Genomic DNA, 13,430 nt, shown 5'->3' on the forward strand with positions numbered 1-13,430 from the left:
GTGGTGAGAACGCTCTTATTATATTGCTTTTTGACTATATCAACCATTTGTTACTCGCAAACGGTTATCAAGCCTGTAATAAGTGAAATTGATTCTATTAAAAAACCACTGAATGAAATTTCATGTCATTTTATTAGAGGGGGATATATTAAAGGGGAGGATAAAGTTGTATGGATCCGGACGCAGAAGGAAATGAAGAACTTTAATTCTCAGTTTGAAGAAAGAACGAGTTCTTGTCCCGAAGTTACTTCAAAACAAGATTTTCAGTCGCATGAAATTATATTTGTGGGAATGTCTCTTGGAGGAAATGAAAAATTGGATGTGAATTTTTCTTTCGAAAACGAAACTTTGGTTATAATTATTACAGTTATAAGTCCCGAAAACATTGATCTTTCTAATAATCCTAAACTACACTATTTTTTAGTAGATAAGAAGTATTTTTTAAATACACCTGTTTGTCGATTAGATCGTAAGATAATCAGATCCCATTAAATAAAGTCCCTTTCCTTAGCTAAACTTTTTTATCTTTAATAAATCAAATTTTCACCCAAATGAAAAAATTAATTTTATTCCCGGTTATTTATGGGGTTATTTTTACAATCACTTTTAACTCTTGCTCAAAAAGTCCGCGATGCTGGGGCTCCGATAAAAACAAGGGAATCATAAAAGAATCCGTAGTTATTAATTGTTTCCCCGCTACTGATAAACATGAAATTGTTATTAATGATGAAGCCGCGCTTAAAGCTATCTTCGACAGCACCTGTGTTCTGCCTTCAATAGATTTCAGTTCATCTACATTGCTTGGACTCTATGCTTCCGGAGGTTGCGAAGTGAAATTTATACGCCAAGTCGAAAGGAAAGATGGCGGCAAAATACATTATAGTATTAAAGTGAAAGAGTGCGGATTCTGCAAGGTACTTGGCTTTTCTTACAATTGGGTTACCGTTCCGAAAATTGAAAATGCAGAAGACGTTAGCTTTGAAGTAAAGTAAAAAAATTAAACATTACCAAGCAAGACCATTGCCTCCATAGTAGGAGTGGGACGTCCGCCAATTTGTTCGATAGTTACAGCAAAAGCCTGCGCGCCTCTCACTGACTTCATTTTTTGAAAAACATTTTCAGTGCTGTTCATGTCTATCATACCAATGTCTACAGGTTTACCATCAACAATAGCCCAGAGCTGATATTGTTTTGCTTCAGGTGCAGGAGGCAATACGCTTGCATTAAAATACACTTCGTCGCTTTCCATATTCATATGAACCATGGCTGATTTTTTTTCGAGCGTGTTCATACCCTTAAGGGCAACTGTTTTAACTTTTGGATTCGCTAATATTTGTAATTCCATATTCATAGTCACCAGCGAAGTCTGCTGAATATTGAGCTGGTCGGCCATGTATGACTTTGAAGCGTTTAATTCTGCCAACTCTCCACTCATCTTACTAAGCTTATGATTTAGCTGAATGTTATACATCAGGCTGGTCATAAACAAAAGTAAACTCGCAGCGATTCCTAATTTGTATAGATTTAAACGGCTGTCGGTCTCTTTTTTTATGGAGATCACTTTAGCAACCGGAGATTCTTCCGCATCGAATGTAAGCTGCGCGGCAATCTTGTCTTTAAGATCTTTATTTATAGACGGAGCCACGTGCGCAGAGAAATTGATAAGGCTGTCTTCAATAGCTTCAATTTCTTTTATAAGAGCCGGATGCTCTTTGCACAACTTGTTCACTAAAGCAACCTCTTCAGCACTGGCAGTGCCTAGGACGTAGCTTTCAAGTAAACCAGAGGATATGACTTCGTTAATGTTCAATTTATAGTTTCTTTTTTGGCGAGTTCCCTGAGATGAAGTAAAGCTTGCCTTACTTTTGTTTTCACCGTGCCTAACGGTAAATTCAGTTTCTTTGAGATTTCTTCTTGTGTGTAGCCTTCAAAATAAGCCATATCTATAATTGACTTATGCTCATCCTTTAAGCCGTTCAATATGGTATTTAGCCCTATCGTATCGTGTTTATTGTCTTCAACACTGAGATTGTTCTCGTATTTATATACGTTCTCAGAGGTACTTTGGATTTTTGATTTTATTTTCTCGTGTTTGGAACGTGTGCTGTCAATGGCTAAATTTCTTCCAATGTTCAGCATCCAGGTATAAAGCCTGCCTTTTTCAGCATCGTAGGAAGCAAAATTGCTCCAGATTTTCAAAAAGGTTTTTTGCAGCACATCTTCCGACTCTTCTATGTCGTTTATGATGCCGTTGATAACGCCAAATAACGCTTTTGAATAATTGTCATATAAATACGAAAAAGCCTTTTGGTTCTTTTCCCTAATTAAAATGATTAATTCATCCTGACTGTATGTTTGTTTTGTTCCCAAATGATTTTAGAAATATACGAATAGTATTAATACGAAAAACAGTCGCTTCATGCAAAGCGACTGTTCTTTATTAAAAGGCTGTGAGAAATTAAGCAACCCAAAGACTCCAGTCTTTATCAAATTTGTACCATTTTCCATCAGTGCCTTGCCATTTCCACTCCGGAACTGTAGCCCATGATTTTCCACCATCAGCACTCCATTTTAAATCCATGTCAACGATCTTTAACCATTTGCCATCTTTGTCCTGCCACATGCCGTCTTTAGAGGCTTCCCATTTTTTGCCATCTGTTGATGTCCAAACACTCGCATCTTTTGTATTTAATTTATACCAGGTTTTGTTAGCACCTTGCCAGGTACCCGCTTCCGATTTCATCCATTTAGGATCGTTGAAATTTACTTCTACAACTTCAGGGAGAATAGTTTTTGCCTCCATGCTGAATCCCATTGAGAAAAGGGCCGCAGCTAAAATTAATTTTTTCATAGTCGTTAGGTTTTAAGGTTTAAAATAACTTACGAGAAAATTCTATTTTTTGGATTACCCTATTCCCTGAAATCTCTTTAACAAGGTGTTAAAATGTGTAAAGTTGGTTAAACAAAGACTGTTGAGATGAGAGGCTTTCGTCTTTTCGATTCCGCGCCAGGGATACAAAGGGTTTAGTTCTTTTTGGCTCCCGATAGCTATCGGGATCGGCCAAAAAAACCGAAGCGAAGCGAAGCCCGGCGTAGCCCGCCCGGGCGCCCAAAAAAGAATGCTTAGTTGCCTCCAGATGAATAATTTCGTGCGCTTAACCTTTATTTAACGGTTTTTTCATCTATTTTTGTTCGATAAGTTGCTATAAATGAGGATTATTGCTAAAATATACCTATCTTTGCCCCCTTAAAAAAATAATAAATGTCCATAATTAGAAACATCGCCATCATTGCCCACGTTGACCACGGTAAAACTACTTTGGTTGATAAGATTTTACATACTTGTAATTTATTCCGTGATAACCAGAAAACAGGAGAGTTAATTCTCGATAACAACGATTTAGAACGTGAACGTGGTATTACCATTTTAGCGAAAAACGTTTCTGTTCAATATAAAGGAACGAAAATTAACATCATCGATACCCCGGGTCACGCTGACTTTGGAGGTGAGGTAGAGCGTGTAATGAACATGGCTGACGGTGTTATTTTATTAGTGGATGCTTTTGAAGGGCCAATGCCTCAAACGCGTTTCGTATTACAAAAAGCAATCGAAGCTGGTAAAAAAGCTTTATTGGTTATTAATAAAGTAGATAAGCCGAATTGTCGTCCTGACGAAGTACACGATGGTGTATTTGATTTGTTCTTCAATTTAGGTGCTAACGAAGATCAGTTAGATTTCCCTACCGTTTACGGTTCAAGTAAACAAGGTTGGATGGGTCCGGATTGGAGAAATCCAACGGAAGACATTACTTATTTATTAGATCAGATCTTAGAAAAAATTCCTACGGCACCTGAGCGTGTTGGAACTTTACAAATACAAATTACATCTTTAGATTATTCTACTTTTATTGGTCGTATTGCAGTAGGACGTGTTTTTCGTGGACTTATTAAAGAAAATATGCCTGTTAGTGTTGTAAAGCGCGATGGCCGTATTCAAAAATCACGTGTGAAAGATCTTTTTGTGTTTGATGGTTTAGGTAAGGTAAAAGTTACTGAGGTTCAAACAGGAGATATTTGTGCATTTACCGGAATTGAAGGTTTTGAAATTGGTGATACAATCGCAGATTTTGAAAATCCTGAAGCTATGCCAACTATGCATATTGACGAGCCAACTATGAGCATGTTGTTTACCATTAACAACTCTCCATTCTTTGGTAAAGATGGTAAATTCGTTACTTCCCGTCACTTACGCGATCGTTTATACAAAGAGCTTGAGAAAAACTTAGCTATGCGTATCGAAGAAACTTCATCACCTGATTCTTATTTGGTATTTGGTCGTGGTATTCTTCACTTATCTGTATTGATCGAGACTATGCGTCGCGAAGGGTACGAATTACAATTAGGTCAGCCACAAGTTATCATTAAAGAAATTGATGGTGTGAAACATGAGCCTATGGAGGTTTTAACGGTTGACGTTCCTGAGGAATCTTCTTCAAGAGTAATTGATTTAGTTAGCCAACGTAAAGGAGACATGATGATCATGCAACCTAAAGGTGATTTAATTCACATGGAGTTTGAAATTCCTGCTCGTGGTATCATTGGTTTACGTAACAACGTTTTAACTGCAACAGCTGGTGAAGCTATCATGGCTCACCGTTTCAAAGCTTACGAGCCTTGGAAAGGAAATATTCCTAGCCGTATCGCAGGTGTGTTAATTAGTAAGGACAAAGGATCTGCAGTAGCTTATTCAATTGATAAATTACAGGATCGTGGTAAATTCTTTATCGAAGCTGGTGAAGAAATTTATCCGGGTATGATTATCGGAGAACACATTCGTCCTGATGATTTAGTAGTAAACGTTTGTACTGAAAAACAATTAACAAATATGCGTGCATCAGGTACTGATGAGAAAATGCGTATCGTTCCAAAAATTAAATTTTCGTTAGAAGAATCAATGGAATACATTCAACGTGATGAGTACGTTGAGATTACTCCAAACTTTATCCGTCTTCGTAAAATTTACTTAGATGAGAACGAAAGAAAACGTATGTCTAAACAGTTAGAGGCACAATAGTTTTTTGCTCTTTAAACGGATGTCATTTCGAGTGTAGTCATTTCGAGCGTAGTCGAGAAAGACATGGATAAACTAAAGCCCGATCGAAAGATCGGGCTTTTTTGTTTCATCTAATTTGCATCTTTTCGCAATAGTCTTACTAGTTGGATAACGTTCTGTGAGCCTGAAAGCCTATCTTTGCCGCTTATTATTTTTAGAACTATGCAAAAAGGTCAACGTACCATCATCATTTTAATTCTTGGTTTACTCTCGGCCATTGGCCCGTTTTCTATCGACATGTATTTACCGGGCTTTCCTGCTATTGCTGAAGATTTGCATACTTCGGTAGATATGGTGGCATATACCCTGGCGAGTTTTTTTGTGGGTATTTGTTTAGGACAACTAATCAGTGGCCCTTTGTTAGACCGCTTTGGAAGAAAGAGACCTTTGATCGTTGGCATGATCGTTTATATTATAGCGTCTATTGGATGTGCTTTATCGGAGTCCGTAGAAATGTTGATTGTGTTTCGCTGCATCCAGGCTTTGGGTGGTTGTGTAACTATGGTAGCTCCACGCGCAATTATTCGTGATGTATTTCCTGTAAGCGAAAGTGCGAAAATTTTCTCGATGATGATTTTAATTCTGGGTGTTTCTCCTATCATTGCCCCAACTGCCGGAAGTTTTTTAATCGCAGGTTTCGGCTGGTATTCGGTATTCATAACGCTTGGTGCAATTTCATTGGCTGTGTTATTAGGGGTAATATTTTTATTACCGGAAAGCAGACAACCAGATCCCACTTTTTCTTTGAAGCCCGCGCCCATTTTAGCGAGTTTTAAAACTGTTATCGTTGACCGTCAGTTTTTTGTTTATACTATGTCCGGCGCTATCGCTGCGGCTGGGCTTTTCGCTTATTTAGCCGGATCGCCTTTTTTACTTTTAAAATTTTACGGAGTTAGCGAAAAACAATACGGATTGATTTTCGCTATTATTGCTTCCGGATTAATTACAGCCAGCCAGGTAAATAATATTCTGTTAAAAAAATACACAAGCATACAAATTGTGAGAGTCACTTTGATGATTCAAACCATTGCAGGCCTCTTATTATTTATAGGAACAGCATTGAGTCTGGTTGATCTTTACAGCACTATCGCGTTAATCTTTGTGTTTTTAAGTTGCCAGGGATTTAATTTTCCAAATTCTTCGGCTTTATCTATGGCTCCTTTTGAGAAGGAGGCTGGAAGTGCGTCTGCCCTTATGGGTGCTATACAGATGGGTTTTGGAGCATTAGCAGCAGCTTGTGTTGGCATACTCAATGCAAGTAATGGTTTGCCAATGACCGGTGTAATGGCTATCTGTGGAGCAATTGCACTCGTTATTTTACTTTTAGCAGGAAAAGAAAAGTATCCGGTAGAAGGGGATTTTGCAAAAGCATAAAAATTCTGATTACTTTAGAGCTACAAATACAAATCGCTAAGGCCCATGTTGACAGAAGAAATTTTCAAAAAAGCAGCTGATATTATTGAAGAAGCTAAAACGGATAAAAATTTTCGCTCAGACTACGAAGTAAATTTACTTGCAATAGGCGACAGTGCCGAAGAATATTCTCTCTATGAAATAGAATTATCAGAAGACTATTATTTAGTCATTGACTTTGTAAATTTTGTTTTTGAAGATGCTTCCCTGGTGAGTAGGGGCCACGAGTCTCATATCTCCTACAATGTGGGAGAAGACTTTGAACAAAACTGAAATTAGTTTCCTTCTTTCTCGGTTTTCCCTAAAAGCTCGTCCACTTTATCTATGAGCTCAATCATATCGAAAGGCTTTCCTAAAATGGCATTGGCTCTGAGAGAACTTGTTTCCAAAACATCTTTGTCCATTCCGGTTACAAGAATGATGGGCGTTTCTTCCAACTCCTCGTGATCACGGATGTAATCTACAATGTCTAATCCGCCTGTAAAAGGCAACATCACATCGGAGATAACCAGATCAATAGCGCCAGAATCTAAAACTATAAGCGAACTTTTTAAATCGCTGGTAACAATTACGTGGTAACCTTCTTCTTTTAATGATCTGGAGATCATGCTAGAGATAAAATCCTCGTCTTCAATTACCAATACGGTTAGTGCATCGTCGTTCATAGGGTTAATGTTTATTTAGTGTTTTAAAGATATAAAATTTTTGGAGGACCAAAATTACATGCAAATTATATGCCAGCGCGCATAATAACATTATAGTAGTTTTGCCTTTGCTTATTCTTATAATTTGTTCAGAAGGGAGAAAAAGAACTAGCTAAACCTGGATTCTATCGCAGAATAGATTTCATTTAATTCGTTTTCTTTAATGCAATAAGGCGGCATTATATAGAGTGTATTACCCAATGGCCTTAGAATAATTCCTTTGTTAAGAAAAAAATTATAAAGCTCATCGCGCACAGAATTAAAATAAGTTACGCCTTCTTTATTCATTACGTCAAAAGCTATAATGGTTCCCCTGCAACGAATATTTTCTATCAAAGGAAAACTTTTTAATTTCTCAGCAAAGATTCTATGTTTTTCAGTGATAGTTTCTAAAGCTGAGCTTGTTTCGTCGTTTGTAAGAATGTCATAGCTGGCGAGACTTGCCGCACAAGCAATAGGATTTGCAGTATACGAATGTCCGTGAAAAAGTGTTTTTAATTTGTCGTCAGATAAAAACGCATCGTAAATTTTTTGTTTACAGCTCGTGGCTCCCAAAGCCATGGTGCCCCCAGTAATGCCTTTAGACAAACAAATAATATCCGGCTCTTGTTGTAAATAATCGCAGGCGAATAATTTTCCGGTACGGCCGAAACCCGTCATGACTTCGTCGGCAATACAAAGAATATTATTTTGTTTACAGAGAGCCAGCAAAGCATCTAAAGCTTCAGGTTCGTACATTAACATACCGCCAGCTCCGAGAATGAGTGGCTCAAAAATAAAAGCGGCGATTTCGTCCCGGTTATTTCTAAGAGCAGTTTCTAATGCGGCAAGACTTTGGTTTTCTTTTCCAGTGTGAGGTAATGGAAGAGAGATCACATCAAACAACATGGAGTCAAAAGCGGCTGTAAAAGCACTTCGGGCACTTACCGACATGGATCCGAAAGTATCACCATGGTAAGCATTTTCAAAAACAATGATTTTATTTTTTAGTTTTCCCTGGTTATGCCAGTATTGAATAGCCATTTTTAAAGCCACTTCAACTGCGGTAGAACCATTGTCGGTATAAAATAGTTTTGTTTGTTTGCCTGGAAGAATTTTTAAAAGTTTTTCTGCTAGCTCTACCGCAGGCTCGTGTGTGAAGCCGGCAAAAATAACATGTTCTAAAGTATTAAGTTGCTCTGAAACTCTTTTTGCAATATGCGGATTGGAATGTCCGTGGATATTTACCCACCAGGAAGAAACAGCATCCAAGTATTTTTTTCCGCTTTCATCAAAGAGATAAACGCCTTCGCCACGCACAATGGGAATAGGTGTTTGAGCGGTTTTCATTTGTGTGTAAGGATGCCAGATAACTTTGGCGTCGCGTTCGGTTAAGGACATAATCTTTTATAAAGTTCAAATAGTGAGAGTTAAATTCTGGCCTATTTTTTTTATTTCTTCCTTCGTTATGGCTTCTATTTCTGGAATTCTGCCCAGGCATTTTACTTTTGAATAGCTCAGAATAAATTCTTCAGTACTAACATTTTGTTCTCCGTTAAAAATTATTCCCATCACAGGAATGTTTTTCGTTTTTAAAAGATCAAGCGATAGCAAAGTATGATTGATGCTGCCTAAATAATTTTGTGAGACTAAAACTACCGGCACATGCCATTTTTTTAAAAGGTCGATATTTAATTCTTTTGAATTTAAAGGAACCATCAAGCCTCCCGCTAATTCAATCACCAGGGTGTTTTCTGTTCTTGGAATGATGAGTTTCTCTAACTCAATTTCAATACCGTCAATCTTAGCCGCTGCATGTGGTGACATGGGAGTTTTTAGTAAATAACTTTCCGGATGAAAAACAGATAGTGTATTACTGATTAACGCCTTAACTTTTAAAGTATCACTTTGGTCGAGATCACCAGCTTGTATTGGTTTCCAATAATCGGCTTGCAATGCTTCCACAAGAATAGCAGAGATCAGTGTTTTTCCAATGCCTGTTCCTATTCCCGCTACTATAAGTGAGTTCATGCTGATAGAATTTCGTGTAATGTTTTTATAAGAGCATCAATTTCTTCTTCTGTGTTGTGAAGATGTAAACTAATGCGTAAACGTTCTTTTCCAGATGGAACTGACGGACTTAAAATTGCCCTTACATCAAAACCTTTCTGTTGTAATTTTTTCGAAATTAGCCTTGTTCTTTCATTACCTGTTGTCACCACACTTTGAATGGGACTGTTACTTTCAATCAAATAGCCGCCTTCAGGCAAAATTAAATTTTTTCTAAAGCGTTCAATCAGTTTATGAAGTGCCGAGTTATCAAAATTTACATTTGCCAGTTCTTCGTAAGCACAAGATATGTTTGCCAGGGAAGGCATAGGCAAAGCAGTGGTAAAAATAAAGGACCGTGAAAAATTGATGAGGTAATTACGAAGTGTCTCGCTTCCTAATACTATAGCGCCGTGACAACCCATGGCCTTGCCGAAAGTATGAATGCGTGCAAAAATTCTGTTTTCAAGTCCAAGTTCATTTACCATGCCTTTGCCTTGTTTTCCAAATACACCTGTTGAATGGGCTTCATCAACAATAAGATTAGCGTTGTATTTTTCACAGAGATCAGCGAGAGCTTTTAAATCAGCACTGTCGCCATCCATGGAATAAATCGATTCTACGGCAACAAAAATACTGCCGGTAGCATGCGTAAATTTTTTTTCAAGATCATTAAGGTCGTTATGCGCAAAACGAAAACGTGTAGCGTGACTTAAACGGCAGCCGTCAATAATACTGGCATGAATTAATTCGTCTGTTATGATTGTATCTCCTTTTTGAGCGATGCAGGAAAATAACCCAACATTAGCATCATAACCTGAATTAAAAAGAAGTCCCGCTTCAGCCAGGTGAAAAGCGGCGATTTTTTTCTCGAGAATTTCTGCATAATCCGTATTTCCTGAAATAGAACGCGAACCGGTAGCTCCTGATAAATAAGAATGCTTATGTAGAATTTCCTCAACCGATTTTTTTATTTTTTCAGAACGGGCAAAACTTAAATAATCATTACTGCAAAAATCGCTGAGGTTTTCATTCACTTGCAGAGAACGTATTAAAGAGTCTTTGATTCTTTTGTCAAGGGCTTCTTGTAATTTCTCCGTTGCGTTTTTTAATAGTGTATTCAAAACTATGAGGTTCTTCTCGACTACGCTTGAAGTGACATTTTCATTTTACTAAGCACAGCAAAAATAATATCACTAGAAGTGAGGTCTCTGTTATTTAAAGCGTAGTCGATGTCATTTCGAGCGCAGTCGATGGCATTTCGAGTGTAGTCGATGCCCTTTCGAGCGTAGTCGATGTCATTTCGAGCGTAGTCGATGTGGTTTCGAGCGTAGTCGATGGCATTTCGAGCGTAGTCGATGGCATTTCGAGTGTAGTCGATGGCATTTCGAGCGTAGTCGATGTCATTTCGAGCGTAGTCGAGAAATTCCCCACTTCGCGTTCTGTGCCTTTAAAGGCTTTACGTGCTTGTAATCCAAGAATTTCAAACATTTTCATATCATCTGATGTAGATGGATTTGGAGTCGTTAATAGTTTGTCTCCGGCAAATATTGAGTTCGCTCCTGCCATAAAACAAAGTGCTTGTTCTGACACGGGCATTTCTAATCTTCCTGCAGACAAACGGACAACGGTTTTTGGCATTATAATACGAGCTGTGGCAATCATGCGCACCATATCCCAAACAGGTACACGGGGTTGTGCTTCAAGCGGTGTACCTTTAACCGGAACCAATGCATTAATAGGAACCGATTCTGGATGTTTTGGCATCGTAGCTAATAAATGCAACATGCCAATTCTGTCTGATTCTGTTTCACCAAGGCCAACAATGCCACCGGAGCAAACGGTTAGGTCGGCCTTGCGCACATTTTCAATAGTCTTTAAACGGTCATCGTAGGTACGTGTGCTGATGACATTTTTATAGTGCTCTTCAGAAGTATCGATGTTATGATTGTATGCAAATAATCCTGCGTCTTTTAATTTTTGTGCTTGTTCGTAATTCAACATGCCAAGTGTACAGCAAACCTCCATGTCCATTGCATTAACAGTTTTCACCATCTCTAAAACTTTATCGAAGTCACGATTGTCACGCACCTCGCGCCATGCAGCGCCCATACACAAACGCGATGATCCTCCGTCTTTCGCAGCTTGAGCAGCTTGCTTCACCTCTTCCAACTTCATCATACCATGCACATTTACGTCGGTGTTATAACGCGCTGCTTGCGGGCAGTAAGAGCAATCTTCCGGACAACCACCAGTTTTTATAGAAATTAAAGAACTGATTTGAACTTCGGAATAATCATTGTTGGCGCGGTGAATAGTAGCAGCATCAAAAATAAGATCGAGGAGTGGACGATTATAGATTTCAGAAATCTCTTCTTTGGTCCAGTTATTTTTTACCATAAAGTACTTTTAAATTTTGCGGTAAAAATAACAAACTTTATTTGGAATGGAATTAATAATAAGTGGAGTAGAATTTTTTAAAGAAAGTGAGTACTTAATAATAGAAGTATCTACTTGAATCTTAATAATGTGTTAGTAATAATATGAGCAACCAATCGTTCAATACTTTACTTTCATAAAAATCAAACCATACACTATGATTTCTTCTATCGCTGTACACCCAAATGATTTTCTTAAACCTCTAAAAACCATCCTGATAGAATAAACAACTCCCTGTTCAAATCAATTTGGCTCTTAACATTAAAAGCAATTCTGTATTTCTAGATTTATCACAAGTTATTTAATTTATTTCTATGGCGAAACGACCAGGCAAAGCAAGTATCGGAGAACGTAAAATTTTTGTTCTCGATACCTCTGTTATTATTTACGATCACACTGCGATGAGGAATTTTGCAGAACACGATGTGGTGATCCCGATTACAGTTCTTGAAGAGTTAGATAACTTTAAGAAGGGCAACGATACAAAAAATTTCTCAGCCCGTGAATTCACAAGGTACATCGACAAGCATGCGCAGGATAGTCTGCAAAACTGGACGGCGATTAACGGACCTACCCGGGGCAAATTCAAAATAGAACTTCACAGTTCTTCAAAGGTAAACGCCGAAAAAATATTCGACGATCGTAAGGCCGATCACCGGATTTTAAATACGGCTTTATATGTTTCAGAAACTCATCCGGGAAGAAAAGTAATTTTAGTTACGAAAGACATCAATCTTCGTATTAAAGCCAAGAGTTTAAATCTTCTTGCGGAAGATTATGAAACAGGGAAAATAAAATCGGTTGATGAACTTTACACCGGCAATACTGAGGATGTAAAGGCAACCAATGAACAAATTGCCAGCATCTACAACAAAGGAAATACATCTGCAAAAGCGATTCTTAAAAAAGGTGGCGTTCCTAATCATTACTATGTTTTAAAGAATGGTTCTCAAAGTGTTCTTGCCAGGTACAATCAGGAAGATGATACCATGCAAAGGGTTATTAAGACCGCTGCGTTTGGCGTTATTCCAAAAAATGCAGAACAGGCCTTTGCTTTGGATGCCATTATGAATCCGGACATTAAACTGGTAACGATTCAAGGTGTAGCAGGAACAGGAAAAACATTATTGTCACTGGCTGGAGCCCTTGAGTTAAGAAGAAATTATCACCAGATCTATTTGGCGCGTCCTGTTGTGCCTTTGAGTAACAAAGACATAGGGTATTTGCCAGGCGACGTTAACAGCAAATTAAATCCTTACATGGAACCGCTTTGGGACAATCTAAAATACATCCGAAGCTTATTCAGTGAAAAAGATAAAGAACATAAACAACTTAACGAAATGGTGGAAGCCCAGAAATTAGTGGTTTGCCCACTTGCTTACATTCGCGGAAGAAGTTTAAGCAATGTGTTCTTTATTGTGGATGAAGCACAAAATTTAACACCCCATGAAGTGAAAACAATTATCACACGTGCCGGAGAAAATACAAAAATCATCTTCACAGGAGATATTAATCAAATAGATACCCCTTACCTTGATTCTCAAAGTAATGGCCTGAGCTATATGATCGATAAGTTAAAAGGTCAGCCCTTATATGCTCATATCACACTTGAAAAAGGCGAGCGTAGTGAATTAGCAAATCTTGCTAACGAACTGCTTTAAGCCATTACAAAATCTACTAAAAGGAGAAGTTCTGTAAGGACTTCTTTTTTTTTGAAATCTCTCCGTCGTGGC

General features: G+C 38.0%; 13 protein-coding genes and 1 pseudogene. 6 read left to right on the forward strand and 8 right to left on the reverse strand.

The window, feature by feature from the left end; all coding sequences use genetic code 11:
* Together CNR22_11620 and CNR22_11625 are read left to right on the forward strand one after the other, a co-directional pair.
* Positions 1–492 (forward strand): hypothetical protein, encoded by a 492-nt coding sequence (locus CNR22_11620; GenBank protein ID PBQ32390.1) that lies wholly within the window; start codon positions 1–3, stop codon positions 490–492.
* 59 nt (positions 493–551) lie between these two features.
* Positions 552–992: a hypothetical protein gene (locus tag CNR22_11625; GenBank protein ID PBQ32391.1), complete on the forward strand. Its 441-nt coding sequence runs from the start codon at positions 552–554 to the stop codon at positions 990–992.
* A gap of 5 nt (positions 993–997) precedes the next feature.
* Here the strand turns inward: CNR22_11625 and CNR22_11630 are convergent, their stop codons facing one another.
* From CNR22_11630 to CNR22_11640, 3 genes are all read right to left on the reverse strand, one after another.
* Positions 998–1,810: a hypothetical protein gene (locus CNR22_11630; GenBank protein PBQ32392.1), complete on the reverse strand. Its 813-nt coding sequence runs from the start codon at positions 1,808–1,810 to the stop codon at positions 998–1,000.
* Positions 1,807–2,370 (reverse strand): RNA polymerase subunit sigma-70, encoded by a 564-nt coding sequence (locus CNR22_11635; GenBank protein ID PBQ32393.1) that lies wholly within the window; start codon positions 2,368–2,370, stop codon positions 1,807–1,809. Before CNR22_11635 ends, CNR22_11630 begins: the two co-directional genes overlap by 4 nt.
* A gap of 88 nt (positions 2,371–2,458) precedes the next feature.
* Positions 2,459–2,851, reverse strand: a complete 393-nt coding sequence (locus CNR22_11640; protein ID PBQ32394.1) for a hypothetical protein — start codon at positions 2,849–2,851, stop codon at positions 2,459–2,461.
* Positions 2,852–3,262: 411 nt separating this feature from the next.
* Here CNR22_11640 and typA point away from each other — a divergent pair, with 411 nt between their 5' ends.
* The 3 genes from typA (at position 3,263) to CNR22_11655 (ending at position 6,799) form a co-directional block, all read left to right on the forward strand.
* Positions 3,263–5,074 carry a translational GTPase TypA gene (typA, locus tag CNR22_11645; GenBank protein PBQ32395.1) on the forward strand — a complete coding sequence of 604 codons (1,812 nt, stop codon included), beginning with the start codon at positions 3,263–3,265 and terminating at the stop codon, positions 5,072–5,074.
* Positions 5,075–5,275: 201 nt separating this feature from the next.
* Complete coding sequence (locus CNR22_11650) at positions 5,276–6,487, forward strand: Bcr/CflA family drug resistance efflux transporter (protein PBQ32396.1); 1,212 nt, start codon at positions 5,276–5,278, stop codon at positions 6,485–6,487.
* Positions 6,488–6,532: 45 nt separating this feature from the next.
* The gene (locus CNR22_11655; protein PBQ32397.1) at positions 6,533–6,799 is read left to right on the forward strand and encodes a hypothetical protein; all 267 of its coding nucleotides are present in this window, start codon (positions 6,533–6,535) and stop codon (positions 6,797–6,799) included.
* Positions 6,800–6,801: 2 nt separating this feature from the next.
* Here the strand turns inward: CNR22_11655 and CNR22_11660 are convergent, their stop codons facing one another.
* From CNR22_11660 to bioB, 5 genes and pseudogenes are all read right to left on the reverse strand, one after another.
* The gene (locus CNR22_11660; GenBank protein PBQ32398.1) at positions 6,802–7,191 is read right to left on the reverse strand and encodes a hypothetical protein; all 390 of its coding nucleotides are present in this window, start codon (positions 7,189–7,191) and stop codon (positions 6,802–6,804) included.
* Between the two features lie 147 nt (positions 7,192–7,338).
* Complete coding sequence (gene bioA / locus CNR22_11665; GenBank protein PBQ32399.1) at positions 7,339–8,610, reverse strand: adenosylmethionine--8-amino-7-oxononanoate transaminase; 1,272 nt, start codon at positions 8,608–8,610, stop codon at positions 7,339–7,341.
* Positions 8,611–8,625: 15 nt separating this feature from the next.
* Positions 8,626–9,240, reverse strand: a complete 615-nt coding sequence (gene bioD / locus CNR22_11670) for a dethiobiotin synthase (protein PBQ32400.1) — start codon at positions 9,238–9,240, stop codon at positions 8,626–8,628.
* Entirely contained in the window at positions 9,237–10,382 is a 1,146-nt protein-coding gene (locus CNR22_11675; GenBank protein ID PBQ32401.1) for an 8-amino-7-oxononanoate synthase, read from the reverse strand. The genes bioD and CNR22_11675 overlap by 4 nt, the downstream gene beginning before the upstream one ends.
* Positions 10,383–10,707: 325 nt before the next feature.
* A pseudogene (gene bioB, locus CNR22_11680) lies at positions 10,708–11,658 on the reverse strand (biotin synthase BioB).
* Positions 11,659–12,011: 353 nt separating this feature from the next.
* Between bioB and CNR22_11685 the strand changes: the two are divergent.
* Positions 12,012–13,358 carry a ribonuclease gene (locus tag CNR22_11685; GenBank protein PBQ32402.1) on the forward strand — a complete coding sequence of 449 codons (1,347 nt, stop codon included), beginning with the start codon at positions 12,012–12,014 and terminating at the stop codon, positions 13,356–13,358.
* The last annotated feature ends 72 nt before the right edge of the window (positions 13,359–13,430 follow it).

The organism is Sphingobacteriaceae bacterium (assembly GCA_002319075.1).
In the GTDB taxonomy this organism is placed as follows: Bacteria; Bacteroidota; Bacteroidia; order B-17B0; family Aurantibacillaceae; genus Aurantibacillus.